This is a genomic window from Kibdelosporangium persicum (genome assembly GCF_013280595.1).
GTDB lineage: Bacteria > Actinomycetota > Actinomycetes > Mycobacteriales > Pseudonocardiaceae > Kibdelosporangium > Kibdelosporangium persicum.
Genome location: NZ_JAAATY010000019.1, coordinates 12,649 through 39,441, shown reverse-complemented (window position 1 = coordinate 39,441; position 26,793 = coordinate 12,649). Strand labels below are relative to the sequence as shown.

Genomic DNA, 26,793 nt, shown 5'->3' with positions numbered 1-26,793 from the left:
GTCCTAGGCGATGCATTCGTCCCCGGTTAGGTTGCTTTCCGGCACCGAGTATGCGCGGAGAGTGAGGCGTTCCAGTGGCCCGTCCGACCGGGTGGAAACGACGTTCGATGATCGCCATGGTGATGTTCGCGCTGGTCGCGAGCGTGACCAGCGCGGGAACCGCGATCAGTGAGCCGCGTGACTTCCCGCTCGCGATGAGCGTGCCGGTCAGACAGTTGCCCGAGTCCGTCACCGACGAGGTGGCCGCACCCCTCCTCGACGACGAAGGCCCGGTGACGGCGTTCGTCGCGCTGGACCGGCGGCCGGCCGTGGACGTCTACAACGAACTGTCCAACCGGGCCGGCGCGAACCGGGAAGAGGCCGCGCAGGCGGCCCGTGACGCGGCCGAGGACACCACTCGTACCGCGGATGTGCTGGCCGAGACGTTGCGGGCGCGTGACGCGACCGCCGAGTTCCTCTACACCACGGTCAACGCCGTCGCGGGCATGGTCGTCAACGCGGACGCGTCGGCGATTCGCGACCTGGCGGCACGGCCCGAGGTCCAGTCCGTTCGCCGGGTCGTGCCGAAGTCCCGTACGAACTCCAGCGCCGTGCAGGTCACCAAGACGCTCAACGCCTGGCAGAACACCGGGAAACTCGGCGACGGAATCCGGATCGGCATCATCGACGACGGCGTCGACTACACCCACGCCACGTTCGGCGGTCCCGGCACGCCGGAGGCGTACACGGCGATCGACCGGACCACAGTGGATCCGTCGTTCTTCCCGACCGCCAAGGTCGTCGGCGGCGCGGATCTGGCGGGCGACCAGTACGACTCGTCGGGCCGCCACGGGTCCAAGACGCCGACGCCGGACCCGAACCCCATCGCCTGCGGCCAGCACGGCACGCACGTCGCCGGGACGGCCGCCGGGTTCGGCGTGAACGCCGACGGCACGACCTTCCGCGGCGACTACACCAAGCTCACCCCGCAGCAGGCCGACGACATGCTGATCGGCCCCGGCACCGCGCCGAAGGCGGTGGTTTACGCGATCAAGATCTTCGGCTGCAAGGGGTCGACGGACCTGACCGCGCAGGCTCTCGACCGGGCACTGGACCCGAACGGCGACGGCGACTTCACCGACCGCCTCGACCTGGTGAACATGTCGCTGGGCAGCGACTTCGGCGCGCCGGACGACCCGGACAGCCTGTTCGTCCGCAAGCTGGCCCGCAACAACGTGTTGTCGGTGGTCGCCGGCGGCAACGGCGGCGACGTCTACGACATCGGCGGCGCGCCGGGCAACACCCCTGAGGCGCTGACGGTCGCCAGCACGCGTGATCCGTACGTGCTGCGGGACGCGGTCGAGGTGACCGCGCCCGCGGACGTGGCCGGGCAGGCGGGCGGCCAGTACGGCTTGGCGTACACCGGTTTCGACCAGTTGGACCTGACCAAACCGGTCGCCGCCGTGTCCGATTCGTCCAATGCGGACGGTTGTGATCCGTTCTCCGAGCAGGACAAGGCGGCGGTGGCGGGCAAGTTCGTCTGGCTGGAGTGGGACGACTCCGATGCGCGGCGCTGTGGCTCGGCTCCCCGGGCGGCCAACGCGAAGGACGCCGGTGCGGCCGGGGTGCTGCTGCCGTCGGGCACCGACGTGTTCCAGGCGGCCATCGCCGGGCTGGACAGCCTGCCGATGTTCCAGTTCACCGCGACCGCGACCGAACCGCTGCGGCCCGCGCTGCGGGCCGGCACGTTGAGCGTCCGGATGCTCGGTTCGAAACGGGCGTCGCTGAAGACCAAGCTGCCGCGGATCAACGACACGCCAAGCGATTTCACCTCCCGCGGGGTGCGCAGCCCGGTGGTGAAGCCGGATGTCGCCGCGCCCGGTGACACGATCGCGTCGGCACTGACCGGCAGCGGCAACCGGACCCTGATGATCAGCGGGACCTCGATGGCCGCGCCGCACGTCGCCGGGATCGCCGCACTGGTCAGGCAGACGCGCCCGGACTGGACCCCCGAGGAGATCAAGGCCGCGGTGATGAACACCGCGGGCGACGACGTGCGCACCGAGCCCGGCGGGACTGTGCTCGCGCCGCAACGGGTCGGCGTGGGCCGGGTGAACGCGCAGTCCGCTGTGGACAATCAGGTGCTGGCGATGGTGGTCGAGGCACAAGGTGCGGTGAGCGTCTCCTTCGGCACGGTGGAGGCTGTCACCCGGACTTCGGTGTCGCGGACGGTGAAGCTGGTCAACAAGAGCGACGCGCCGGCCGAGTTCGACGTCGCCTACCAGGAGGCGACCAAGGTTCCCGGTGTCCGGTACGACCTGTCGCGCGGCGCGGTCCGGGTCCCCGCGCGTGGTGCGGAGGTCGTGCGGGTCACGCTGCGCATCGACGATCCGCTGGCGTTGCGCAAGACGATCGATCCGACCGTCGCACCGTTGCAGAGCAAGCTGGCCCGTCAGTTCGTCGCCGACGCCTCCGGCAGGCTCGTGCTCACCCCGAAGAGCGGTTCGGCGCTGCGGGTGCCGGTGTACGCGGCGCCGCGGCCGGTCGCCAAGCTCAGCACCGAGCCACAGGTCAAGTTCGACACCGGCAACCAGGGGATACTGCCGCTGCACGGCAAAGGGCTCGACCAAGGTGAGGGCCGGGAGGCGTACCGGTCGTTGATCAGCGTGCTGCAGTTGCAGTCGAGTTCACCGCAGCTGCCGTCCTGTCGTCGCAACCGGACGACGGGGTGCACCGTCAACGACACCGCCAAGGGCGGGGACATCCGGTACGTCGGCGTTGCGTCCACCGCACCGCATGCGGTCGCACAGGGTGAACCCGAGAAAGCGGTCGTCGCGTTCGGCATAGCCACCTGGGGCAACTGGTACAACCTCGGCAGCAACACGGTTCCGGTCGTGGGGATCGACACGGACGGGGACACCAAACCCGACTTCGAGGCGTCCGTGAGAAAACTCACCCGTACGGATGTCTGGGTGGTGAACACAGTGGACCTGACCAAACCGAACAAGCCGTCAGTGGCCCGCATGCCGCTGAACGGCCAGCTCGGCGACGTGGACACCGGTGTGTTCGACACGAACGTCGCCGTGCTGCCGGTCCCGCTCAAGGCGCTGGGCATCGACCCGGCCAAGGAATCGGCACGGTTCAGCTACACAGTCGGAGTGGCGGGCTTCTACAGTGCGCCTGGTGACGGGACCAGCTTGATCGACAGCGTCGGGTCGATGACGTTCGACCCGCTCAACCCGGATGTGCGGGTGACCGGGCAAGGCGAGGACGCACTCGTGTTCTTCGCCAAGCCCGGCACGGCGCTGTCCGTCATCCGGGACAAGGCGGTGCACGCGACGGAGCGGACCACCGGGCTGCTGGTCCTGAACCACCACAATGCGACTGGTGATCGTGCCGCGGTGGTGCGGATTCCCGCACGCTGAGATTTCGTGATCCGAAAGGGGGACCCCGTAAGCGTGGTCGAGGTACGGATGAGCGGGTGGGTGCGGGTAGCCTTCCCTGAACTGTGTGGCCCGGACGCTGGGCCTGTATCCACGGAGGTGTCTGCATGCGGCTCGCGGTGATCCCCGGTGACGGGATCGGGCCGGAAGTGATCGCCGAGGCCCTCAAGGTGCTCGGCGAGGTCGTTCCGAGTGCTGAGATCACCCGGTACGACCTGGGGGCCGCTCGATGGCACGCGACGGGGGAGTTGCTGCCAGAGTCGGTTCTCGGCGAACTCCGGGAACATGACGCGATATTGCTCGGCGCGGTGGGTGATCCGTCGGTGCCGAGCGGCATTCTCGAACGCGGCCTGCTGCTGCGGCTGCGGTTCGAGCTCGACCACCACGTCAACCTGCGCCCGGCGCGGCTCTACCCGGGCGTGCGCAGCCCGATCGCCGATCCGGGTGACATCGACATGATCGTCGTCCGGGAGGGCACGGAAGGCCTCTACGCCGGCAACGGCGGCCTGTTGCGCAAGGACACGCCGCACGAGATCGCGACCGAGGTCAGCGTCAACACGTCGTTCGGCGTGGAGCGCGTGGTCCGGGACGCGTTCGCCCGTGCTTCGTCCCGTCCGCGCAAGCACCTGACCCTCGTGCACAAGACCAACGTGCTCGCGCACGCCGGGTCCCTGTGGTCACGGGTGGTCGAAGAGGTGTCGTTGCAGCACCCGGACGTGACCGTGGCGTACCAGCATGTGGACGCGACGACCATTCACATGGTCACCGATCCCGGCCGGTTCGACGTGATCGTCACCGACAACCTGTTCGGCGACATCCTCACGGACCTGGCGGCCGCGGTGACCGGAGGCATCGGCCTGGCGGCGTCCGGAAACCTCGACATCACCCGCCGCAACCCGAGCATGTTCGAACCGGTGCACGGCAGCGCCCCGGACATCGCGGGTCAGGGTGTGGCCGACCCGACGGCCGCCGTGCTGTCGGTGGCGCTGCTGCTCGACCACCTGGGTGAGCGGGAGGCGGCCCGCCGGATCGAGGCCTCGGTGGCCTTCGACCTGGCGACCCGCGACCACTCCTCGCCCGGTGGCACGTACGCGATCGGCGACCGTCTCGCCGCGTTGGTCTCGTCCAACTCCTCGCGCACGACTGCTTAGGACTTCCGGCCGTCGTGAGGGTGCCGGCCCGGCACCCTCACGACGGCCGTTGGTTTTCCTTTGTGGATCGAGCGACTGTGGATCGAGCGACGCCGTTGGCAGCCGCGGTGGCCAGCACGCTGGCGGCGACCTGGGGCAGCGCCAGGACGGCCGCGGACACCAGGCCCGGTGTGAGGGTGCGCCGACGTAGCCAGGCCCGGTAGACGAACTCGTACGGCACCACCGAATCACGCTCCGCTCGGCGCAGCATTCCCAGTACTACCTCGACCATCTCGTCGAGGACCCTTGCCGACATTCCACGGCCCACAGGCAGCATCCGGGTGAGGGTGGTGATGACCGTGTCCTTGGCCGCGCCGGTCATCGCGTCGAGCGGCGGCTGGGTGTGGATTTCGATGATGTCGGTCCACCGGATCGGTCCGGTGCTGTCGATCCCGATCGCCCGTGCGCTGAAGCGGACCGCGCCGAACCCGTCGAGTTTCCCGGCCAGCCAACGGGTTCCGGGTGGCAGTCGCGGCTTGAGCAGGGCGGCGGCGGAGAAGTCCCACAGCTCGGTCGCGGGTATGTCCGGCATCGGCATCCGCTCCAACGCGGCGGTCAGCCACGCCGGCGTCTGGTCAGTAGCTGACACGGCGGTTCCACATCGGGAGCCTGGCGGCCTCCAGCCATGACTTGGCGGCCAGCACCGCACCGAGGAGCTTGGCCAGGTCGAACTCGAACCACCAGCCGCCCTGGTAGATCACGAACGGCGAGACCAGGCAGACAAGCGCGGCGGTGACAGCCGTCCACTGCCTGCGGTAGCAGAGCGCGATCAGGCCGACCAGCGGCGCGACCTCGTCGCCGACCGCCCACATCACCACGACCGCAAGCCACAGCTGGATCGTCATGATCCGTGCGGCGGCCGGTTCGTCGACGCCGATCTCCTCGTCGGGATACCGCGCCTGCCAGTACCGGTGGTTGAACCTGGTCAGCATCGGCGGGTAGGCGGCGATCCACACGACGAACGAGGCCAGCCCGAGCAGTGGCAGCAGGGGGATCTCTTTCTCGTTGCGCTGTCCCAGGCCCAGGAAGAACGCGGGGAACATCGCTGCCACACCGGTCAGCAACACGATGATCGTCGGCACGCGCATCACCCCGAAGTAGCGGGTGAGCGCCGCGAACAGCAGGGGAACGCCGACCATCAGCGACCCGCTCACCGGGTCGTACGGGATGAGGAGCAGTGACATGAAGACCGTGGCGGGCCAGAAGAACCACGGGATGAGTTTCTTGGCCGCGCCACTGTTGATGAACTCGGGCACGTAGTCGATCAGTTTGCGCAGGAACTCCAACACCGGACCCCCTCTGTGCAAAACTTGCAGAATGTCTGCACCGTACTCGTCACGCTGGGTAGCTGCAAGTTTTGCATTCGAGTCGATTTTGCAGGGTGAGTCCCGCTGATGCCCACGGCCCGCCTTTCCCAGGACGACCGCCGTCGAATCGGCGCGGAGCTGCGCGAACTGCGTGATCTCGCGGGCCGGACGCTGGAGGACGCCGCCGCCCGGCTGGGCTGCTCGCCCGCGAAAGTGAGCCGGATCGAGACCGGTCAGGTCGCAGTCCGGCCGCTTGACCTGCGTGAACTCCTGGACATGTACGAGGTGAGCGGCGCGCGGCGGACAGCGTTGCTGTCTGTCGGCCAGCACGGTCGGCAACGGTGGTGGAAGGAGTACGCAGACCTGATCTATGGCGGCTACGACCTGTACATCGGTTACGAGGACGAGGCCACCGAGATCTGGGAGTACCAGCCGCAGTGGATCCCCGGCCTGCTGCAGACACACGCCTACGCGCAGGCGCTGGGAGAGGCGTTCGGCCGTCCCGCCGAGGTCGCGGCTCGATGGGCCGACCTGCGTCAGGCGCGGCAGGCGATGTTGCTGCGCGAGAACCCGCCGGCAGTGTCGGTGGTGGTCGACGATTCGGCCTTGCTCCGCGCGTCCGCGCCGGGAGTGATGCGTGACCAGTTGCGCCAGCTTGTGGCGGCGGGCGGCAACCCACACGTGTCCGTTCAGGTCCTGCCCGCGTCCGCCGGGATGCATCCCGGTCAGGCAGGCGGTTTCATCGTGCTCGGCTTCGCCGATCCCAACGACCCTCGGGTGGCGTACACGAACAACCTCACCGAGGGGCACTTGATCCGCGAACCGGAGCACGTCGCCGAGTACGTCTCGGTGTTCGGCAGGCTCCGGGAACTCGCCCTCACGCCTGCCGAGTCCCTCGACTTCATCCGACGAATCGTCTGAACAGCCGCCAGCAGGCGGGCCGGACGACAAGAACCGGCCGGGGGTTCTTGGCGTCCCGGATGCCGATCCGGCGATCGAGCAAAGCCACTTCGACACACGTCGGGCCCTCGCCGCAGCGGCTGCTCTTGAACCAGGTCGCGTTCCGCATGCCACCAGCGAACTGCCTGGTTATGCTGGAAAACCCTGATCCTGGACGACATCGGACGAACCTGGACGACCAGGGAGGCCACGTGCTCGGTCCCGATCCGGCCGCCGTCTCCGACCTCGCCGATCTGGCCGCCCAGCTCGATCTGCTGCGGACCCGGGCCGCGCACGGCACCGGACGGCCAAGGATCAGCCTTGCCGAGCTGACCAGAAGACTGGGACTGCCCGCCACCAGCAAGTCGACTGTGCACAGTTACGTCACCGGCCGGACTCTGGTGCCGGCGGAACTGCTCGACCGGATCGTGATCGCGCTGGGCGCCGGGCCAGCCGAACAACGGCAGTGGGCCGAGGCCTGGTACCGGATCTCGGCGGGCCCCAGGCGAAAGCCGGTGCCGACGGGACTGCCCAGCGCGCCGGATCACCTCGGCGCCGACTTCGACGGCCGCGACTGGGCGTTCGACCGCATCGGCTACTGGCTGGCGGGCCGCGAGTCCGCGCTGGTCATCACGGGCGAGCCGGGCGCCGGGAAGACCGCCCTGGTCAGCAGGCTGATCGCGGGCAACGCGGCTGTGTCGGCAGCACACTACTGCCGTCAACAGGACACGGAGTCGCTCGACGCGGTCAGTGTCATCCTTTCCCTCGCCGGGCAACTACAGGCGAATGTGCCCGGGTACACGGTCGGCGCGGACGTCCTGCGCACCGAGGCGGACCCACGTCAGTTGTACGACAAGGTGATCCGCCAGCCGATCCGAAAGCTCGGAACGACCGCGGTCATCGTGGTCGACGCGCTCGACGAAGCGGTGGAAGGCGGTGGCGGGCACGCGCTGGTGGCCTTGCTGGCACGGGAAACGCGGATGCCGACAGCGAACCTCCGGTTGCTGCTCACCAGCAGGCCCGGCCGTGCACTGCGGCACGTCACCGCGTCGGCCCAGTTCGATCTGATCGAGGACGAGACGGACGCGGGCGGGGACGTCCGCGGTTACGCCGAACGCAGGTTGCACGCGGGCGACGTCCCGGCCGCGGCCGTGCTCGCCCGGCGAATTGCCAGCCGTGGCAAGGGAAACTTCCTCTACGCCAGGTTCGTGCTCGATGACCTGCTCAGCCGGGCACGGCCGATCACCACCGCGGACATCCGGTTGCCGGACGGTCTCGCGGAGCTGTACCGGGAGTTCCTCAACCGGGAGATCGCCGAGGTCGAGCAGGACTGGCGGCTGCGGTACCGGCCAGTGCTCGGACTGTTGACGCAGGCACGTGGGGACGGGTTCACCGTCGGCCAGTTGATGTCGCTGACCGGGTTGCCCAGGTCCGTGATCGAGGACACCCTGACGGTCTGCGCTCCGTACCTGCGTTCCGGCGCGGCGTACCGGATCTTCCACCAGTCCTTCCGGGACTATCTGCGCGCGGCGGGGGAACACCATGTCTACCCGGCCGAAGCAGCGACCACGATCCTGCACTGGCTCAGTGAGAACACGCTCGATCCGTACGCGGTGCGGCACCTGTTCCACCACATCGTCGACACCGCGCGGCTGGGTGTCGCCGAGGAACCGAGGGCGTTGCTCGAACGCGTGCTCCAGGACTTGGACTTCCTGTCGGCGAAGGCAACAGTGGACAGTGCCGCGCTGGTCACCGAGATCGACGACGCGACGGTCAACGCCGGAGACCCACGCGGCCCGGCCGCCCGGATGGCCGCGATCCTCAAATACCAGGCCCACAACCTGCGGCGTTGGCGCGGAAGCGTGGCACAACCGGACTTCCTCCTGCAACAGATGCACTATGAGGCCACGAAGGCCGGATTTCCCGAGCTGCTCGCCGAGATCGACCGCCGGCCGGTCCGGCGCCTGCGGGTCGCGTGGTCCCATGCCAATGCCGGTGCGGGACACGCCGACACGGTGATCGCCGTCGTGGTCACCCCGGACGGATCGTTCATGGCGACAGGCTCGTTCGACCACACCGTCCAGGTATGGGACGCCCAGGGCACAGTGGTGTGGACCATCCGGCATCCCGGCCCGGTGCAACAGGTTGTGCTCCTGCCACGGCTGCGCGTCGCGAGCACGTGCGAGGACCACGTCGTGCACATCTGTTCGCTCACCGACAGAACCCATCGCGAGTTTCCTCATCCGGACACGGTCGGGCCGATGGCAGTCCTGCCGGATGGCGGGCTGGTTGTGGGATGCGGTGATGGCATCGCCCGGATCTGGGATGTCGACGAAGTGGCTGTCCGGCGGGAACTGATCCACGACGACCGCGTGACTTGTCTTGCCGTCGCCGGGAACCGTCTGCTGACCGGATCGGACGACCACACGGCATACCTGTGGGACTTGGCCGACGGCAGCCTGCTCCGGCACTTCGAGCACGACGGACCCGTGACCTTTGTCCTGCCGGCAGGCGATTTGGTGATCACCGTCACCGCGGACCGCGGGATCACGGTGTGGAACGGCGTGACCGGCGTCCGCGCCCGCGAGTTCACCGCGCCTGCCGACGTCCGGTCGATCGGTCTCCGGGACGGCCTCGTCGTGGCGTGTGGCAACCACGTGTGGCGTTGGGATCTCGGCCGTGCCGGGCCGCCGGAGGAACTGGTCCGGCACGGGGATCTGGTCAACGGGTTCCTGCTCGCGGGGACCGACATGATCAGTTTCAGCCGGGACAACACCGCATGCCTGACGACGGACGACGGTGTCCGGCACGTGTTCCGGCATGATGACTGGGTCCGTGATGCCGCCGTGTCGGGCCGCCACATCGTGACTGTGTCGGACGACCGTTCGGCCCGGTGGTGGGACCGCGACACCGGAACGCTGGTGCGGACGCTGGCGGGCAACGCGGATTCGGTGCGTGCCATCACGATCGCCCCGCACGGCGGCTGGGTGGTGTCCGGTTCCGACGATGGCACGGTTCGTGTGCGGGACACTGAAACAGGAGAGTTGCTTCGTGTCTTCCGGCACGGTGGGTGGGTGCGTGCCGTCGGTGCGACAGCCGATCTCGTCGTCTCCGGTTCGGACGACCGGACGGCGCGGATTTGGAACGTCCGCACGGGCGAGTGCGTTGGCACATTGGAACACGACGGACCGGTGCGGGCTCTCGAAGTCGGCGGCAACGGCGTGGTCACGGTGTGCGATGACCATCTTGTCCGTGTGTGGTCCGGTGACTGTGTCGTCCTGCGTGGCCACACGGACATCGTTCGTGCCGTGGCGGTGAGTGAGAGCTATGTCGTGACCGGATCACGTGACGGGACCGCGATCGTCTGGTCGGACTCTGAAATGGCTCACCGGCTAAGGCATCCCGACTGGGTCCGGGGCGTCGCTGTCGCCCCGGACGAGCGGCATGTGGTGACGAGCTGCGTCGACGGTGTCGTCCGGTTGTGGGATCTCGCTGGCGGGACTCTGGTGCGCGAACTGACCGGTCACCGCAAGGCCGTCCGAGACGTACGAATCAGCGCGGACGGCACGCGGATCGTGACTGCGTCAGGAGACCGGACCGCTCGTGTCTGGGATTTCGCGACCGGCGTGGAGGTTCACCGCTTCGAGCACGGGTCCTGGGTGCGTGCTGTTCACCTGGTCGGCCGATATGTCGTGAGTACGTCCGATGATCGAACCGCTCGGGTCTGGGACATCGTGTCCGGCCGGCAGTCGCACTGCATCGCCGCGAGTCACCGGATCGCCTGCTGCGCGATCGGCCGCCGGCATCTGGCGTTCGGCACGTCCTGCGGTGAGGTCCTGTGCGTCTCGTTCGATCCGGCTGTGTGACGGCGCCCGCGCGAGTATTTTGCGGGGAATGTCGCGGATCTTGTGTCTTGTCGTGTTGCTGGTGGCCGGTTGTGGCGTCGTGCCACGGGAAACACCGGTGCAGGCGCCGGCGGGTTCGGTCGAGGAGTGGATCGAGCGGATGCGCGCGGCGGAGTCCGTCCGGTTCGAGGTCGAGTTCACATCGGACGGCAGGCCGTCGTGGTGGTGGCACCGCAAGGGCGAGATGAGTCCGTTGTCCAAGGGGTGGCACCAGCAGGGCACACCGGAGCCGACGCAGCGCATGGTGGAACGGCGCAAGTCCTACCACACCGACGAGGTCGTCGAGTCGGTGGTGATCGAGCGGTTCTCCCGGGAGTTCTACCTGCAGGACCAGCGGGCCAAGCTGCCGCAGGGCAAGCGCTGGGTCCTGCTCGACCACAAGGCGCCGTGGACGTGGAACGTCGAGCGCGACGTGAGCATGACCCTGAGCGATCTGGCGCCCAGCGGCGTTTTCCTCGACCTCGACCGCAAGACACTCGTCGTGTCACCGGGCACGGACGACCAGGGTTTGTGGCGGTACGAGCTCACTGCGGCCGCGAACATCGAGTCCAACCCGAACACCGCTCGCAGGAAACCGGTCGAGGCGACGGTATGGGTCAACCACGACGGCCTTCCGGTGCAGGTGGAACAGCGGTCCACCGGCGACAGCGGCCACAGGAACACCAAGGTCAGCAAGTACTCCGACTGGAACGCCACGCCTCCGGTCGAGCTCCCGCCGGACGCGGAGGTCGCGCCCGCCGAGACGGTCACCTGGACCGAACGCCGATGATCGTTCCCACGACTTGGGAGCAGCCGACCGTGGAGTGGTCATCCGATTCACGATGTGGTTTCATGCTCACCATGACCGCGTATGCCGTGATCATTATCGACCAGCGCGCTGGGTAGCTCGTTCCATCACCCGGCGCGCCGACCTCTCGCATCCTGCGGGAGGTTTTTTGTTTGTCCGGCATAGTCGACCACCACCAGGAGAGACCGTGACCCGCACGACCCCGGCCGGCACACCGCTCGGCGACGACTTCCACGTGTACGACACGACGTTGCGGGACGGGGCGCAGCGTGAGGGCATCTCCTACTCGGCGGCGGACAAGCTGGCCGTCGCCAGGCTGTTGGACGAACTGGGCGTCGGGTTCATCGAAGGCGGCTGGCCGGGCGCTTTGCCCAAGGACACGGAGTTCTTCGCGCGGGCCGCGGCAGGCGAGCTGGAACTCAAGCACGCCGCACTGGTCGCGTTCGGGTCGACCCGCAGGGCCGGGACGACGGCCGCGCGGGACCCGCAGGTACGGGCCCTGCTGGACGCGCAGGCGCCGGTGGTCACGCTGGTCGCCAAGTCCGACCGGCGGCACATCGAGCTCGCCCTGAAGACCGATGTGGACGAAGCGTGCGAGATGGTCCGCGACACGGTCGCGTTCCTCGTCGGCGAAGGACGCCGGGTCTTCCTCGACGCTGAGCACTTCTTCGACGGCTACGCCTTCGACTCCGACACCGCGTTGCGCGTGCTGACCGCCGGGGTGGACGGCGGCGCGGACGTGGTCGTGTTGTGCGACACCAACGGTGGCCAGTTGCCGTTGCAACTGGCCGACACCGTCCGGCAGGTGATCGACCGGACCGGGTTCCGGGTCGGCATCCACTGCCAGGACGACACTTCATGCGCCGTCGCGAACTCCGTCGCGGCGGTCCAGGCGGGTGCCAGTCACGTGCAGTGCACCGCCAACGGATACGGCGAACGAGCGGGCAACGCCGACTTGTTCGCCGTAGTCGGGAACCTCGTGACCAAGCTCGGCATGCCGGTGCTACCCACCGAATGCGTGCCGGAGCTCACCCGGGTCTCCCATGCCCTTGCCGAGATCGCGAATCTCGCACCCGACACCCACCAGGCCTACGTCGGGTTGTCAGCGTTCGCCCACAAGGCGGGCCTGCACGCGAGCGCGATCAAAGTCGATCCGGAGCTGTACAACCACATCGATCCGGGCGTCGTCGGCAACGACATGCGGGTACTGGTCACCGAGATGGCCGGCCGGGCCAGCCTGGAGCTCAAGGGACGTGAGCTCGGGGTTGACCTGGCCGGCCGGCCCGCCGCGCTGACCGGCGCGGTCCGCAAGGTCAAGGAGATGGAAGCGCGCGGCTGGTCCTTCGAGGCCGCCGACGCCTCACTGGAACTGCTGCTGCGTGCCCAGGTCGCCGAGGCCGATCAGTCCCCAGTGGACACGCCACCGTTCGTGCTCGAGTCGTACCGCGTCATCCTGGACCACCACGTCGACGGAACGGTCGTTTCCGAGGCAACGGTGAAGGTGCACGTGGCGGGCGAGCGCATGATCGCCACGGCGGAAGGCAACGGTCCGGTGCACGCGCTGGACGCCGCGCTGCGCAAGGCGCTCCTGCCGCACCTGTCGTGGTTGGACCAGGTCGAACTGGCCGACTACAAGGTCCGCATCCTCACCGAGGACCCGGGCACCGACGCGGTCACCCGGGTCCTCGTGGAATCCACCGACGGTCAGCGGGAATGGACCACGGTCGGCGTGCACGGCAACATCGTCGAGGCGAGCTGGCTGGCACTGTGCGACGCGTTGGTCCACAAGGCACTGCGCGTCAGCATGGCGGTGTCCTGACCCAGGCTTCGAGCAGCCGTCGGGCCGAACCGCCGATCGGCCCGACGGAATCGGCCAGGACCTCCGGGGAAGGCAGACGGGCGTTGTCCACTGCGGACACCGCGTCGGCGGCGTTCTCGATGGTCGACGAACAGACGGCTCGCAGGTAGTCCGGCACGGTGAGCCGGGGATCGGTACATCCGACGACCGGCGTGCCGACCGCCGTGACGAGCGGGAACACCGTTCCAGGAATCCCGATGGCCGCCTCGGCACGTGCGGACGCCTGCACCGACGGCACATCGCTGATCTCGTAGCGTTCCCACAGCTTGCGGTTCTCCCGTGGATGCAGGCCGACCAGGATCCGTTTGCCCGCCGCGGCCAGGTTCCCGGCGGCGGCGAGGAGCAGTTCCGTTCCCGGGGCGGCGTTGCCGGTGCTGTCCGGGTGCGTGACGCTCGTGAGCACCAACACGAGATCTTGCTCCGGTGCACGTTTCGGCAGGTCGTCGATCTGCGGTGAACCCACTACTTCGATCGGCCGCCGGGTGCCGAGGTACTTGCCGAAGGACCGGGCCTCGGCCGGGGAGGACGCGGTGATCAGCCGTAGCCGGCGCCGCACCTCCTTGGCCCGCGCAGCCTCGATCGGGTTCAAGTAGGCGAGCGAACTGGCCGCCAACGGCAGCTTGCGGAAGTGCGCGGCACAGTCCGCGGGCCACGGCTCGGCGCCGGTCACCACGAGCAGATCCGCGGCAGGAGCGTCGGCCCATGTCGCCACCGGGACCGGATCGTCCGGTTTGACCTGTGAGTAGTCCGGAACGAGGTGGGTGATCAGGACACCGCGCCGCGCGGCCTCGGCCAGCAGCGGTTTGACGTGGTAGGTCCCCCACGGTTCGTTGGTCGCGATCAGCACCCGCCGAACGCCTGGTGGTCGATGCGATGCGGCGGCCGTGCCGGTGCCGAGTGTGAGGAACGCGGCAACGGCTCCGCCCAGGACAGCACGCCGGGAAGTCTGCATGAGGCGAAACGTACTGTTCCAAGGTGAACTAACCTTGCCCCGTGCGTATCGCTCGTATTGCTCATTCCGAAGGGTTCGCCTACGCCGCGCTGGGCGACGCCGACGGCCAGGAAGTCGCGCTGGAGATCGCCGAGCAGCCGTTCGTCAAGCCCACGTTCAGCGGGCGGAAGTGGCCGCTGGCCGACGTCCGGCTGCTAGCCCCGGTCCTGCCGACCAAGGTCGTCTGCATCGGCAAGAACTACGCCGACCACGCCCGTGAGATGGGCGGCGAGCCACCGGCGGACCCGGTGATCTTCATCAAGCCGTCCACCAGCGTGATCGGCCCGAACGCGGCCATCAGACTGCCGGCCGACTCGTCCAGAGTGGACTACGAGGCCGAGCTGGCCGTGGTGATCGGCCAGCCGTGCAAGGACGTCCCGGCCGAGAAGGCGTCCTCGGTGATCTTCGGCTACACCGTCGGCAACGACGTCACCGCCCGTGACCAGCAGAAGGCCGACGGGCAGTGGACGCGTGGCAAGAGCCACGACACCTTCTGCCCGCTCGGCCCGTGGGTGGAGACCCAGCTGGACGCGTCCGACCTGGCCATCCGCGCCGAACTGGACGGCGAGGTCAAACAGGACTCCCGGACTTCGTTGCTGCTGCACGACGTGCCCGAGCTGATCGAGTGGGTGTCACGCGTGATGACACTGCTGCCCGGTGACGTGATCCTGACCGGGACCCCGGCGGGCGTCGGCCCGATGACCGACGGCCAGACCGTCTCGGTGACCGTCGAAGGCATCGGCACCCTGACGAACCCGGTAGTGGCGAAGTAAGCCCGGACGATCAGGCTCGGCGGGCGAAGTCCGGAGCGTGCTCCGGACGGATGCCGATCGCGATGATGTACGCGGGAACCGCCCGCAGCGGCGGGAAGAGCCGCGTCAGCATGGTCGGCGCCTTCGGGTACGACGTGCGTTCGCCCGTCAGCACCGGGGCGAGCACCTTGGCGTGCAGGAACCGTTGCAGTCCCTGGGCCACGGCCATCGGCAGCCAGCGGCGCTTGCGGACCTTGGCCAGGTCGTCGGTGGTGACCTGGCCTCGCCGCAACGGTTCCGCCAGCAACGCGGCGGCCGCGGCGGCGTCCTGGACGGCCAGGTTGATGCCGATCCCGCCGACCGGCGACATGGCGTGCGCCGCGTCGCCGATGAACAGCAGGCCGTCGCGGTGCCACTGGTGCAGCCGGTTCAGTTTCACGTCGAGCACCTTCACGTCGTCCATGCTCTCGATGGTGTCGACGCGGTCGGCGAGTTTCGGGTTGATCCGCGCCACTCGGTCGCGGAACGCCTGCAGGCCCTCGGCCCGCAGCCGCGGATCGGAGCCTTTCCCCGCGAGGTAGGCGATCTGGTAGTAGCCCTCGCGGTTGATCATCAGCAGCAGTTCGCGATCGCCGAAGTGCAGCCGGATGCCGCCGACCTCGCCGGTCTCCTCCTCGTGCCGGGGCAGCCGGAACCACCAGGCGTCCAGCGGCACCGGGAACTCCTCCGGCACCAGGCCGGCTTCCTTGCGCAGCAACGACGTCCGCCCGTCGCACGCGACGGTGAGGTCCGCACGGAGTTCGCCCTCCCCGCCCTCGGCCGTGCGGTAGCGGACACCGGTGATCCTGTCGCCGTCCTTCAGCAGCCCGGTGACCTCGGTGTTCATCCGCAACGTGTACGTGGGCTCCTGCTTGCCCGCGTCGGCCAGCAGATCGAGGAAATCCCACTGCGGCACCATCGCGATGAAGTTGTACGGCGCCCGCAGCCTGCTGATGTCACCGAGAACGGTGACACCGTCGCCGGCGGGAAAGCCCACGGTCCGCAGTTGCGACTGCGGCAGCTTGCGGAACTCCTTGCCGAGACCCAGTTCGTCGATCATCCGGACCGTCGAGGCGTGCACGGTGTCGCCGCGGAAGTCCCGCAGGAAGTCCGCGTGCTTCTCCAGCACGGTGACCTCGATCCCGGCGCGTGCCAGCAACAGCCCGAGAAGCATCCCCGCTGGACCACCCCCGACGATCGCGCAGGTCGTGCGCTCCATCCTGACCCCTCCTCGATTTCATCGCCTGTTGAATAACTTGAGGATGCTCCTGTCTGGCCCGCTCGTCAAGCTCGGATAGCCTCTTTGCTGTTATGAACACGACATCGCTCGCGGGCGTCCGAGTCCGCTTCTGCCCGTCCCCGACCGGCACCCCGCACGTCGGTCTGATCCGCACCGCCCTGTTCAACTGGGCGTTCGCCCGGCACCACGGCGGCGAACTGGTCTTCCGGATCGAGGACACGGATGCCTCGCGGGATTCCGAGGAGAGCTACAACGCGATCATCGACGCGTTGAACTGGCTGGGAATCGACTGGGACGAAGGGCCCGAGGTCGGCGGCGACCACGGCCCGTACCGGCAGAGCCAGCGCGGGGAGATCTACACCGATGTCGCCCGCCGCCTGCTCGAAGCGGGCGAGCTGTACGAGTCGTTCTCCACGCCGGAAGAGGTGGACGAACGCCGCAAAGCGGCCGGGCAGGACACCAAGCTCGGGTACGACAACTTCGACCGGGACACCACCGACGAGCAGAAGGCCGCGTTCCGCGCGCAGGGCCGCGAGCCGGTGCTGCGGCTGCGGATGCCCGACGAGGACATCACGTTCGCCGACCACATCCGTGGCGAGGTGACGTTCAAGGCGGGCAGCGTGCCGGACCCGGTGCTGGTCAGGGCGAACGGCGCGCCGCTGTACACGTTGACCAACCCGGTCGACGACGCGTTGATGCGCATCACCCACATCCTGCGCGGCGAGGACCTGCTGCCGTCGACACCGCGGCAGATCGCGCTGTTCCAAGCACTCCGGCGGATCGGCGTCGCCGAGTCCATTCCGGACTACGCACACCTGCCGCTGGTCAGGGGAGAGGGCAACCGCAAGCTGTCCAAGCGGGACCCCGAGTCGAACCTGTTCACCTACCGCGACCGGGGATTCCTGCCGGAAGGAATGCTGAACTACCTGGCGCTGCTCGGCTGGGCGATCGCCGACGACCGGGACATATTCAGCATGTCCGAGATGGTGCAGGCGTTCGACATCGGCAAGGTGAGCTCGAACCCGGCCAGGTTCGACGTGAAAAAGGCCGAGGCCATCAACGCGACACACCTGCGGGCGCTCAGTCAGGACGATTTCGTGGAACGGACACTGCCGTACCTCGCGAACGCCGGACTGGTCGCTGAGAAACCGACGGACGAGCAGCGCGCGCTGTTCACCGCGACCGCTCCGCTGATTCAGGAACGCCTGGTCGTGCTGTCCGACGCGGTCGGAATGGTCAGGTTCCTGTTCGAATCCGAAGAGGACTTCGCGCCCGAACCGGACTCCGCGGCCAAAGCGCTGGGCGAGGACGCCAAACCGGTGCTGGACGCGGCCATCGCGGCACTGGAGCCACTGGCCGGCTGGACCACACCGGCGATCGAGGAGGCGTTGAAGGCCGCGCTGATCGACGGACTGGGCCTCAAGCCCCGTAAGGCCTTCGCCCCGGTACGGGTCGCGGTGACCGGCCGGACGGTGTCCCCGCCGCTGTACGAGTCGATGGAGTTGCTCGGACGGGAGAAGACCCTCACCCGCATGAGGCATGCCCGTAACACCTGAGGGCGGTCAGTCCGATAGAGCGAGTTTGGCCCCCTTGGCGACAAGGGGGGCTTAACCGTGTCAGTGACCGGACAATCACCTCGATAGACGAATCGAAAACAGGTGTGACGCGCCTATCGTGCCTGGATGGCATCAGCGCTGGAGTTGCGGTCCGAGCTCGACGGATCACCTGTCAATCCACCGGAAATCACAGCGGTCTGTCTGGACATCGACGACACACTCGTGGATTTCACCTCGGCGGCGCGATCCGCATTATTCACGCTGATCGGACGCGACGACATGTGGCCGGCATGGCAGCACACGACAGACGAGTACGTGGCCCGCGCGGTGTCGGGCGAACTGGACCCCAGGACGATGCGTTTGCAGCGCACTAAGGCATTCCTTACCGACATGGGCGTACTGCTGGACGACGAGACCGTCCAGGTGCTCGAAGACCGACGGCAGACCCAGATGTGCAGCGGCTGGCGGCTGTTCGCCGACGCGTTGCCGTGCCTGGACTGGATGCGCGCGGCCGGACTGAAACTCGCGGCTGTGACGAACGCCTCGGGCCCGGCCCAACGGGACAAGATGGCCTGCCTCGGGCTGACGAGGTTCTTCGACGCGGTGGTGATCGCCGGCGAGGTGGGGATGGCCAAACCCGACCCCGGCATCTTCCACGCGGCCTGCGAAGACCTGCACGTCAAACCGGCCAACGCGGTCCACATCGGTGATCGCCTCGACCTCGACGCGATCGGCGCGCGGAACGCCGGCCTGCACGCCGTCTGGCTCAACCGTGAGGACGAACCGGCCACCCAAGCCCCCCGCGACGTGCACGTCGTCACGGACCTCGCAGAGCTGCCGTCCCTGCTCGTCAGCGAGTACGTGACCCCCTCGGTGACGGTGCCCGCGCCACGATGACGACCCCGATTTTTGCTCCGTAGGAGGCATCGTCTACTATCTGTCCCGGCGCCAAGGACAGCGATCCGAGACGCCGGTGGGGTATGGTGTAATTGGCAGCACGACTGATTCTGGTTCAGTTAGTCTAGGTTCGAGTCCTGGTACCCCAGCGAGAGAGCCCCTAGGAGCAGGTGCTAGGATTCTCCCAACAAAAGAAAACAAGAAAGTTCCTGGCCCCGTCGTCTAGCGGCCTAGGACGCCGCCCTCTCAAGGCGGTAGCGCGGGTTCAAATCCCGTCGGGGCTACGCGCCTGGCGCCCCCTTGGTCAGTTGCTTCGCAACTTTCCCGGGGGGCGCTTCGCTTTTGTTTTGGGGGGCCGAGCCCCCCAAGCCCCCCACGGTGCGGGCTCCTTACCTTCCAGCGCTGGTTACCTTTCAGCTGAACCAGCTGCGCGGCTTTGCCGCGAGGCGCCTCCGGCGCCTTTTTCTTTTGGGGCGAGTTGGGTGGGTGGGGGTGCCTGAAGCGAGTGCCAGGTGGTGGGCCAGGGCGGAAAGTGCGGAATCCCACAGGGGCGGTGATCCGGCTACGCGGACCGGCCCCGGGCGGTAGTCATACGGATCACCGCCTCAGGTGCGCGGTAGCGCGTGGGTGGTCTTCGTGCTCCCTTCCTCCCGTCTGGCCTGGACGTAGTCCAACCATGGGGGTCAAGGGGTCGGCCCACGCGAAGAACCGGGCTGGAAACCACACCGCCCCCTTGACGGCCATGGTTGCCTTTGGCAGGCCAGGCGGGAGGAAGGGAGTGCGGCCCCCTCTCCTCTTGGTGGCCTGCCCGTCCGGCGAGGACACCCCCTCGTGAGTGTTTATCCGTGTTCTAACACCGATAAACACTCACGAGGGAAGGGAGAGGGGCGGCGTCCCGTGTGGATGTCCACACGCGACGCTGGTGGGTGGTCAGAGACGGTTGTGGAGGGCGTCGGCTGCCGCCAGGAGGTCTGCTGCCCAACGGGAGCCCGGGCGGCGGCCCATCCGGTCGATCGGGCCCGAGACTGACACAGCAGCCACAACGTTCCCAGCACCATCACGAACCGGTGCCGACACACTGGCCACTCCTGGCTCACGTTCGGCCACGCTCTGCGCCCAGCCGCGGCGCCGAACCTCAAGCAGCGCACGCTCTCCGAAGACGGCGTCGTTGAGTAACGCCCGCTGCGTTCCCGGATCCGCCCACGCGGCAAGCACCTTCGCGCCCGACCCCGCCGTCATCGGCAGTCGCGCGCCGACCGGCACCGTGTCGCGCAGGCCGGAAGGCGGCTCTGCGGCACAGATGCAGATCCTGTGCATGCCGTCCCGGCGGTAGAGCTGGACGCTTTCCCCGGTTATGTCGCGAAGACGGGGCAGGACCGCGTTCGCGGCGTCGAGCAACGGGTCTGTCGCGCCGCCCGCCAGTTCCGAGAGCGCCGCGCCGGGACGCCAGCGGCCGTCGGATCCACGGCGTAGCAACCGATGTACTTCCAGGCCCACCGCGAGGCGGTGCGCCGTCGCCCTCGGCAGGCCGGTTTTCGTGCAGAGTTCTGCCAGACCACAGGGTTCCTTGGCAACGGCCTGCAGCACCGCCATTGCCTTGTCCAGAACGCCGATTCCGCTATGCTGTCCCACACAACGATACTAACTTCCCGATATCTGAGATGTCCAGGATCTGGGAACCCACCACGAAATCGCGTTGGAGTTGGAGGAGCGATGGGCCACACGCTCGCTGAGAAAGTGTGGAACTCACATGTCGTACGGCGAGGCGATGGCGATGAGCCTGATCTGCTCTACATCGACTTGCACCTCGTACACGAAGTGACCAGTCCGCAGGCGTTCGACGGGCTGCGTCAGGCCGGCCGCAGGGTCCGCCGCACCGATCTCACTGTGGCGACCGAGGATCACAACGTCCCCACGGTCGACATCCAGTTGCCGATCGCCGATCCGGTGTCCCGTACCCAGGTCGAGACGCTTCGCAAGAACTGTGCCGAGTTCGGCGTCCCGCTCTACCAGATGGGGCACGACGAGCAGGGCATCGTGCACGTGATCGGCCCGCAGCTCGGTCTCACCCAGCCCGGCATGACCGTGGTGTGCGGCGACAGTCACACCTCCACGCACGGCGCGTTCGGCGCGATGGCGTTCGGCATCGGCACTTCCGAGGTCGAGCACGTCCTCGCCACGCAGACGCTTCCGCTCAGGCCCTTCAAGACCATGGCGATCAACGTCTCCGGCTCGTTGCGCCCCGGCGTGACCGCCAAGGACATCATCCTCGCCGTCATCGCGAAGATCGGAACCGGTGGCGGGCAGGGATATGTATTGGAATACCGCGGCAGCGCCATCGAAGCGCTGTCCATGGAAGCGCGGATGACCATCTGCAACATGTCCATCGAAGCGGGCGCCCGCGCCGGTCTCATCGCTCCGGACGAGACGACGTTCGCATACCTGAAGGGGCGCAAGCACGCCCCGCGGGGCGCCGACTGGGACGCCGCGGTGGAGGCGTGGAAGCAACTGCGTACGGACGATGACGCCGTCTTCGACCACGAAGTGCACCTCGACGCGGACCAGCTCACGCCGTACGTGACGTGGGGCACCAACCCCGGCCAGGGCCTGCCGTTGTCTGAAAAGGTTCCTGACCCGGAACAGATCGCCGACGAGAACGAGCGCTCCGCGGCCGAGAAGGCCCTGTCCTACATGGACCTCGAACCGGGTACCCCGCTGCGCGAGATCCATGTCGACACCGTCTTCCTCGGTTCGTGCACCAACGGCCGGATCGAGGACCTGCGGGCCGCCGCGGACGTGCTGCGCGGGCGCAAGGTCGCCAGCGGGGTACGGATGCTCGTCGTCCCCGGTTCGATGCGCGTCCGGGAAGCCGCCGAGTCCGAGGGACTGCACGAGGTCTTCCTGTCCGCCGGCGCCGAGTGGCGGTCCGCCGGGTGCTCGATGTGCCTTGGCATGAACCCGGACCAGCTCAAGCCCGGCGAGCGCAGCGCATCGACATCAAATCGCAACTTTGAGGGCAGGCAGGGCAAGGGCGGGCGCACGCACCTGGTCTCGCCGCTCGTCGCCGCCGCGACCGCCGTCCGCGGAACCCTGTCGTCGCCCGAAGACCTGCCGGCGGGGTCGGGCACCACCGCAGCAGACCTGGACTGAGAGAAGAAGAAGCACGTCATGGAACCTTTCACCAAGCACACCGGGGTCGGCGTACCCCTGCGCAGGTCCAACGTGGACACGGACCAGATCATCCCGGCCGTCTACCTCAAGCGGGTCAGCAAGACCGGTTTCGAGGACGGCCTGTTCGCCGCCTGGCGGCAGGACGAGCAGTTCGTGCTCAACCAGGAGCCGTACCGCCACGGCAGCGTCCTGGTCGCCGGACCGGACTTCGGCACCGGCTCGTCACGCGAGCACGCCGTCTGGGCGCTGTCCAACTACGGCTTCCGCGCCGTCGTCTCGTCCCGGTTCGCCGACATCTTCCGCGGCAACGCGGGCAAGCAGGGACTGCTGGCGGCACAGTGCGAACAGCACGACGTCGAGCAGTTGTGGAAGTTGCTGGAGACCGAGCCGGGCACCGAAGTGACCGTCGACCTGCGGGAAAGGCTTGTCACAGCGAAGGACTTCACCGCGCCGTTCGGCATCGACGACTACACCCGTTGGCGCCTCTTGGAAGGCTTGGACGACATCGCGCTGACTCTTCGACACGCCGACGCGATCGATTCGTTCGAGGCTTCGCGGCCGGTCTGGAAGCCCGCCACAACCCTTGCCTGACGGGCTGTTTCCGGGCCCAAATGTCACCCCGATGGGCGGATCGCAAAACTCATAAGCAAAAATATGGCGTGGCGCGTGGTGGTCGCGCGCTTTTCGGCATATGGTGGCGAGAAGTCGGCCGCGAAAGGCCGTAACCGTCATGTGGTCATAGTGGAGGACAGAAGGGTGAACAAGGCCCAGCTCATCGAGGCGCTCACGGAACGCCTGGGCGACAAGAAGACCGCAGGCGCTGCGGTCGACGGTCTCGTCGACGTGATCGTTCGGACGGTCAACAAGGGCGAGAAGGTCAACATCACCGGCTTCGGTGTTTTCGAGAAGCGCGCCCGCGCGGCCCGCACCGCGCGCAACCCGCGCACCGGTGAGACCGTGAAGGTCAAGAAGACCAACGTGCCCGCGTTCCGCCCGGGCACCGGCTTCAAAGAGGTTGTGAGCGGCGCGAAGAAGCTGCCGAAGGTCGCCGCCAAGTCGGCCGCCTCGCGCAGCACCGGCACCACCACGCGTGCCGCTGCCACTCGCAGCACCGCTTCGACGACCCGGAAGACGGCCGCCGCGTCGACCGGCCGGAAGACGGCCGCCGCCAAGACGACCGCTTCGAAGACGGCCGCGAAGCCGGCGGCAGCGAAGACCACGACCACGCGTCGTGCCGCTGCGAAGCCTGCCGCTGCCAAGACGACCGCGAAGGCCACGGCGAAGAAGACCTCCGCCGCCGCCGCGAAGAAGCCGTCGACTCGCAAGAAGTAAGCAGCAGCTCCAAAGCCGTGAGGGCCGCCCGGGGACGCCTGGGTGGCCCTCACGGCTTTGTTGTGCGCTGGAAGGCGTCCCTGGTCACCTGGTCACACCCGGCGCCTCTACGGCGCTGTCAGCGGCCGTCACGGTGCCATGAGGATCATCAGATGCCGCCGCGGCCACATTGGGGCCGGGCGGCGGTTTGGGACGCCCCAAGGCGACTTCCCGGGGTACCGCTCTCTCTCCGGTTCACCGGACGCCACATTCGCCGCACCGCCGCGTCGCGCGGAAATGCCGGACACTGTTTCAGGGTTTGGGGAGCGGGCTGGGATAGTAATCGGCCGCGACCAGACGAAGTCCCGGGTGGACGAAGGTCAGCACCCACAGACTGCCCTTCTTCGCGCGGACTTCGGGCAGGTCAAGGCCTGATTCCTTGGCGCACGCGGAGATCAGGCCGGGGATCACCCCACCCTGGCTGCTGACCACCGGGACACCCGTTTCGGCGGCGATTTCCCGCAGCCTGCGCATGCCGCGCCCGGGCCGGTCCGAATACTCCTGTTCGCCTAACACGGGCTCGATCCGGACCGTCCTACCGAGATCTTGGGCCAGTCCCGCAATCGTCTGCACACACCGCTCGGGCGGCGCCGAATACATTCGGGCCGCTCCGAACAGGGGCAGGAACTCACGCAACGCCGCCGCCTGCCGCAGACCGGCGGGCGACAGCGGGCGCTGGGAATCCGGGCCCTTCCACGCGCCCCGCTTCCCCGCTTTCGCATGCCGTACGAGCAGCACCGTCGTGGTTGCCGGTGGCAGCCTGGCGAACTCGGCGAGCACGTCGGCATCCTGTGGATAAGTCAGGATTTCCCTGGCCTGCTCCACTGGCAGCCAGCGCAGTTCGTCGACTTCGTCGTTGGGTTCGAAGGCGCCGCCGACCGCCCGCGCGGCGAAGTAGTCGACGCGTTTGGCCGCGCCACGCACCGGATAGCGAACGGTGTTCAGGTGCCGGCCGAGAACCACCCGGAACCCGGTCTCCTCCGCCAGTTCGCGAACCGCCGCGTGCGGCACGGTTTCGCCCGCGTCGACCTTCCCCTTCGGCAGCGTCCAGTCGTCGTAGCGGGGACGGTGCACCACGGCGACCGTCCCGTCGCGCCACGCGACCGCACCGGCCGCCGCGATAGACCTGGGTGACACTTGGCGCTACTCAGCCTTGGGCGCCGTGCAGGACGATCATTTCCCCTTGGTGGTCCCGGACCTGTTCGGTGCCTTCCGGTGCGGGTTCCCATTCGCCGTCCGGCTGCAACACCCAGCACCGGGTGCCCGGGTCGAGTGCCGAGGCGAACATGGCGTCCAATTGTTTTACCAGGCGCGGATTGCGGACCGGGACCTGGACTTCGACGCGGCGGTCGAGATTGCGGTGCATCATGTCCGCGCTGCCGATCCAGTGCTCGCCCAGTCCGGCGAAGTGGAACACCCGGGAGTGCTCGAGGAACCGGCCGAGGATCGAGCGCACCGAGATGTTCTCGCTCAGTCCGGGCACACCCGGCTTGAGCGCGCAGATTCCCCGCACCACCACGTCGACCCGCACCCCGGCCTGGGAAGCCCGGTACAGCGCGTCGATGACCTGCTCGTCCACCAACGAGTTCACCTTGATCCGGATCCCGCCGGGCTTGCCGGTGCGGGCGAATTCGATCTCCTGTTCGATCCGCTCGATGATTCCGCGCCGGATTCCGTACGGTGCCACGAGGATGCTGCGGTACGTGTCCTGTCGTGCGTATCCGGTCAGCACGTTGAACAGGTCGGTGAGGTCCGCGCCGATCGAGGAGTCGGCCGTGAGCAGGCCGATGTCCTCGTACAACCGCGCGGTCTTCGGGTTGTAGTTGCCGGTGCCGATGTGGCAGTAACGGCGGATCGTGGAACCCTCCTGGCGCACCACGAGTGACGTCTTGCAGTGCGTCTTGAGCCCGACGAGGCCGTAGACCACGTGCACGCCCGCCTTCTCCAGCGCCCTGGCCCACTTGATGTTCGCCTGCTCGTCGAACCGGGCCTTGATCTCCACCAACGCGACGACCTGCTTGCCCGCCTCGGCCGCGTCGATCAGCGCGTCCACAATGGGCGAATCACCCGATGTGCGGTACAGGGTCTGTTTGATCGCGAGCACGTGCGGGTCGCTGGCCGCCTGCTCGATGAAACGTTGCACACTCGTGGAGAACGAGTCGTACGGGTGGTGTACCAGCACGTCGCCTTCCCGCAGCGTCGCGAACACGCTCTTGGGCGTCTCGTGTTCGGCGAACGCGGGGTGTGTCGCGGGCACGAACGGCTTGTCCTTGAGGTCCTTGCGGTCCACGGCATGCAACTGCCAGAGGCACGACAAGTCCAGCAGCCCGTTGATGACCACGACGTCGTTGGGCGCCACCTCGAGCTCGCGCAGCAGCAGCTCCTGCATGTGCTCGCTCATGTCGCTGGCGATCTCCAGCCGCACCGGCGGGCCGAACCGGCGCTGCGCCAGCTCGCGTTCCAGCGCGAGCAACAGGTCCTCGTCGCGGTCCTCCTCGACCTCCAGGTCCGCGTTGCGGGTCACCCGGAACTCGTGCACCTCGGTGACTTCCATTCCGGTGAACAACTCACCGAGATGGGCCCCGATCAGGTCCTCCAGTGGCAGGAACGTGGCACTCCATTCGTCTCCATTGGACTGCACCTGCAACAGCCGCGGCACGTTGTCCGGCACCTTGACGCGTGCGAAGCGCTCGGTGCCCGCCTCCGGGTCCCGGACGGTGACCGCCAGGTTCAGCGAGAGCCCGGAGATGTAGGGGAACGGGTGCGCCGGGTCGACCGCGAGCGGCGTCAGCACCGGGAAGACCTGGTCGGTGAAGTAGACGTGCAGCCGGTGCTTGTCCTCTTCGGCGAGCTCGGCCCAGCGCACGATCCGGATGCCGCGCGCGGCCAGCTCCGGGCGGACCCGCTGTTCGAACGCCATCGAGTGCTGCTCGACGAGTTCCTGGTTGCGTTTGGCGATGTAGGCCAGTTGCTCGCGCGGGGTCAGCCCGTCCGCGCTGCGCACCGAAAGGCCGGTCTCCCTGCGGCGTTTCAGCCCGGCGACCCGCACCATGTAGAACTCGTCGAGGTTCGACGCGAAGATGGCCAGGAACTTCGCCCGCTCCAGCAGCGGCTGGGACTCGTCCTCGGCCAGCGCCAGCACCCGGGCATTGAAGTCCAACCAGGACAGTTCCCGGTTGAAGTACCGGTCGTCGGGCAGGCTGTCGGCGGCCGCCGCCGCGGTCGTCGCCGCGGGCGGTGCGGACGGGACACTGCGTTCCGGCCGGGGGGTGGCCGGTTGGGCCGGGGGCGGTGGCGCGGTCGGCTGGTCACTGCTTTCGGTGCTCACAGCGTCATTGTCCAGCACTTATCACCGAAGTGCTTGTCTC

20 protein-coding genes and 2 tRNA genes are annotated in these 26,793 nt (G+C 67.9%); 14 read left to right on the top strand and 8 right to left on the bottom strand.

The window, feature by feature from the left end:
- The first annotated feature begins 116 nt into the window (after positions 1-116).
- Both GC106_RS29130 and GC106_RS29125 read left to right on the top strand, forming a co-directional pair.
- Positions 117-3,404 carry a S8 family serine peptidase gene (locus GC106_RS29130; protein ID WP_173137496.1) on the top strand — a complete coding sequence of 1,096 codons (3,288 nt, stop codon included), beginning with the start codon at positions 117-119 and terminating at the stop codon, positions 3,402-3,404.
- 125 nt (positions 3,405-3,529) lie between these two features.
- Entirely contained in the window at positions 3,530-4,573 is a 1,044-nt protein-coding gene (locus GC106_RS29125) for a 3-isopropylmalate dehydrogenase (protein WP_173137236.1), read from the top strand.
- 37 nt (positions 4,574-4,610) lie between these two features.
- Here GC106_RS29125 and GC106_RS29120 read toward each other — a convergent pair whose 3' ends face one another.
- Complete coding sequence (locus GC106_RS29120; RefSeq protein WP_173137234.1) at positions 4,611-5,201, bottom strand: hypothetical protein; 591 nt, start codon at positions 5,199-5,201, stop codon at positions 4,611-4,613.
- A complete protein-coding gene (locus GC106_RS29115) occupies positions 5,188-5,901 on the bottom strand; it encodes a hypothetical protein (protein WP_173137232.1) in 714 nt (237 codons plus the stop codon). The genes GC106_RS29120 and GC106_RS29115 overlap by 14 nt, the downstream gene beginning before the upstream one ends.
- A gap of 105 nt (positions 5,902-6,006) precedes the next feature.
- Here GC106_RS29115 and GC106_RS29110 point away from each other — a divergent pair, with 105 nt between their 5' ends.
- Positions 6,007-6,840 (top strand): helix-turn-helix domain-containing protein, encoded by an 834-nt coding sequence (locus GC106_RS29110; RefSeq protein ID WP_173137230.1) that lies wholly within the window; start codon positions 6,007-6,009, stop codon positions 6,838-6,840.
- On the opposite strand, the gene GC106_RS29105 is transcribed toward GC106_RS29110, so the two are convergent.
- A complete protein-coding gene (locus tag GC106_RS29105) occupies positions 6,821-6,988 on the bottom strand; it encodes a DUF397 domain-containing protein (RefSeq protein WP_173137228.1) in 168 nt (55 codons plus the stop codon). The genes GC106_RS29110 and GC106_RS29105 overlap by 20 nt on opposite strands.
- Before the next feature lie 82 nt (positions 6,989-7,070).
- On the opposite strand from GC106_RS29105, the gene GC106_RS29100 reads away from it, so the two are divergent.
- From GC106_RS29100 to cimA, 3 genes are all read left to right on the top strand, one after another.
- Positions 7,071-10,724, top strand: a complete 3,654-nt coding sequence (locus tag GC106_RS29100; protein WP_173137226.1) for a P-loop domain-containing protein — start codon at positions 7,071-7,073, stop codon at positions 10,722-10,724.
- 28 nt (positions 10,725-10,752) lie between these two features.
- On the top strand, positions 10,753-11,532 hold the full coding sequence (locus GC106_RS29095) for a hypothetical protein (RefSeq protein WP_173137224.1): 780 nt from the start codon (positions 10,753-10,755) through the stop codon (positions 11,530-11,532).
- Positions 11,533-11,737: 205 nt separating this feature from the next.
- Complete coding sequence (gene cimA, locus GC106_RS29090) at positions 11,738-13,369, top strand: citramalate synthase (protein ID WP_173137222.1); 1,632 nt, start codon at positions 11,738-11,740, stop codon at positions 13,367-13,369.
- Here the strand turns inward: cimA and GC106_RS29085 are convergent.
- Positions 13,350-14,360, bottom strand: a complete 1,011-nt coding sequence (locus GC106_RS29085; protein ID WP_173137220.1) for a hypothetical protein — start codon at positions 14,358-14,360, stop codon at positions 13,350-13,352. The genes cimA and GC106_RS29085 overlap by 20 nt on opposite strands.
- 41 nt (positions 14,361-14,401) lie before the next feature.
- Here GC106_RS29085 and GC106_RS29080 point away from each other — a divergent pair, with 41 nt between their 5' ends.
- Positions 14,402-15,172 (top strand): fumarylacetoacetate hydrolase family protein, encoded by a 771-nt coding sequence (locus GC106_RS29080; RefSeq protein WP_173137218.1) that lies wholly within the window; start codon positions 14,402-14,404, stop codon positions 15,170-15,172.
- 10 nt (positions 15,173-15,182) lie between these two features.
- Here GC106_RS29080 and GC106_RS29075 read toward each other — a convergent pair whose 3' ends face one another.
- The gene (locus GC106_RS29075) at positions 15,183-16,409 is read right to left on the bottom strand and encodes an FAD-dependent oxidoreductase (RefSeq protein ID WP_173137216.1); all 1,227 of its coding nucleotides are present in this window, start codon (positions 16,407-16,409) and stop codon (positions 15,183-15,185) included.
- Positions 16,410-16,501: 92 nt separating this feature from the next.
- On the opposite strand from GC106_RS29075, the gene gltX reads away from it, so the two are divergent.
- The 4 genes from gltX to GC106_RS29055 all read left to right on the top strand — a co-directional run bounded on the left by gltX (position 16,502) and on the right by GC106_RS29055 (position 19,167).
- Complete coding sequence (gene gltX, locus GC106_RS29070; RefSeq protein WP_173137214.1) at positions 16,502-17,986, top strand: glutamate--tRNA ligase; 1,485 nt, start codon at positions 16,502-16,504, stop codon at positions 17,984-17,986.
- Between the two features lie 126 nt (positions 17,987-18,112).
- Positions 18,113-18,883 (top strand): HAD family hydrolase, encoded by a 771-nt coding sequence (locus tag GC106_RS29065; RefSeq protein ID WP_173137212.1) that lies wholly within the window; start codon positions 18,113-18,115, stop codon positions 18,881-18,883.
- Positions 18,884-18,960: 77 nt separating this feature from the next.
- Positions 18,961-19,032, top strand: a tRNA-Gln gene (locus tag GC106_RS29060).
- A 62-nt stretch (positions 19,033-19,094) separates the two neighbouring features.
- Positions 19,095-19,167: transfer RNA gene (locus tag GC106_RS29055), tRNA-Glu, on the top strand.
- A gap of 646 nt (positions 19,168-19,813) precedes the next feature.
- Here GC106_RS29055 and GC106_RS29050 read toward each other — a convergent pair.
- The gene (locus tag GC106_RS29050) at positions 19,814-20,515 is read right to left on the bottom strand and encodes an IclR family transcriptional regulator (RefSeq protein WP_185845626.1); all 702 of its coding nucleotides are present in this window, start codon (positions 20,513-20,515) and stop codon (positions 19,814-19,816) included.
- Between the two features lie 81 nt (positions 20,516-20,596).
- On the opposite strand from GC106_RS29050, the gene leuC reads away from it, so the two are divergent.
- The 3 genes from leuC (at position 20,597) to GC106_RS29035 (ending at position 23,386) form a co-directional block, all read left to right on the top strand.
- Positions 20,597-22,033, top strand: coding sequence for a 3-isopropylmalate dehydratase large subunit (gene leuC, locus GC106_RS29045; RefSeq protein WP_173137210.1), 1,437 nt, complete (start codon positions 20,597-20,599; stop codon positions 22,031-22,033).
- A gap of 18 nt (positions 22,034-22,051) precedes the next feature.
- Complete coding sequence (leuD, locus tag GC106_RS29040) at positions 22,052-22,645, top strand: 3-isopropylmalate dehydratase small subunit (RefSeq protein ID WP_173137208.1); 594 nt, start codon at positions 22,052-22,054, stop codon at positions 22,643-22,645.
- A gap of 165 nt (positions 22,646-22,810) precedes the next feature.
- Positions 22,811-23,386: an HU family DNA-binding protein gene (locus tag GC106_RS29035; RefSeq protein ID WP_512698685.1), complete on the top strand. Its 576-nt coding sequence runs from the start codon at positions 22,811-22,813 to the stop codon at positions 23,384-23,386.
- Positions 23,387-23,677: 291 nt separating this feature from the next.
- On the opposite strand, the gene GC106_RS29030 is transcribed toward GC106_RS29035, so the two are convergent.
- Together GC106_RS29030 and GC106_RS29025 are read right to left on the bottom strand one after the other, a co-directional pair.
- The gene (locus GC106_RS29030; RefSeq protein WP_312872927.1) at positions 23,678-24,562 is read right to left on the bottom strand and encodes an NUDIX hydrolase; all 885 of its coding nucleotides are present in this window, start codon (positions 24,560-24,562) and stop codon (positions 23,678-23,680) included.
- 10 nt (positions 24,563-24,572) lie between these two features.
- The gene (locus GC106_RS29025) at positions 24,573-26,753 is read right to left on the bottom strand and encodes an RNA degradosome polyphosphate kinase (RefSeq protein WP_312872926.1); all 2,181 of its coding nucleotides are present in this window, start codon (positions 26,751-26,753) and stop codon (positions 24,573-24,575) included.
- Between the last annotated feature and the right edge of the window lie 40 nt (positions 26,754-26,793).

Coding starts and splice junctions, on each gene's coding strand:
- GC106_RS29130 (WP_173137496.1), top strand. CDS start 117: ATGGTGATGTTCGCGCTGGTCGCGAGCGTGACCAGCGCGGGAACCGCG.
- GC106_RS29125 (WP_173137236.1), top strand. CDS start 3,530: ATGCGGCTCGCGGTGATCCCCGGTGACGGGATCGGGCCGGAAGTGATC.
- GC106_RS29110 (WP_173137230.1), top strand. CDS start 6,007: ATGCCCACGGCCCGCCTTTCCCAGGACGACCGCCGTCGAATCGGCGCG.
- GC106_RS29105 (WP_173137228.1), bottom strand. CDS start 6,988: ATGCGGAACGCGACCTGGTTCAAGAGCAGCCGCTGCGGCGAGGGCCCG.
- GC106_RS29095 (WP_173137224.1), top strand. CDS start 10,753: ATGTCGCGGATCTTGTGTCTTGTCGTGTTGCTGGTGGCCGGTTGTGGC.
- GC106_RS29085 (WP_173137220.1), bottom strand. CDS start 14,360: ATGCAGACTTCCCGGCGTGCTGTCCTGGGCGGAGCCGTTGCCGCGTTC.
- GC106_RS29075 (WP_173137216.1), bottom strand. CDS start 16,409: ATGGAGCGCACGACCTGCGCGATCGTCGGGGGTGGTCCAGCGGGGATG.
- gltX (WP_173137214.1), top strand. CDS start 16,502: ATGAACACGACATCGCTCGCGGGCGTCCGAGTCCGCTTCTGCCCGTCC.
- GC106_RS29065 (WP_173137212.1), top strand. CDS start 18,113: ATGGCATCAGCGCTGGAGTTGCGGTCCGAGCTCGACGGATCACCTGTC.
- leuC (WP_173137210.1), top strand. CDS start 20,597: ATGGGCCACACGCTCGCTGAGAAAGTGTGGAACTCACATGTCGTACGG.
- leuD (WP_173137208.1), top strand. CDS start 22,052: ATGGAACCTTTCACCAAGCACACCGGGGTCGGCGTACCCCTGCGCAGG.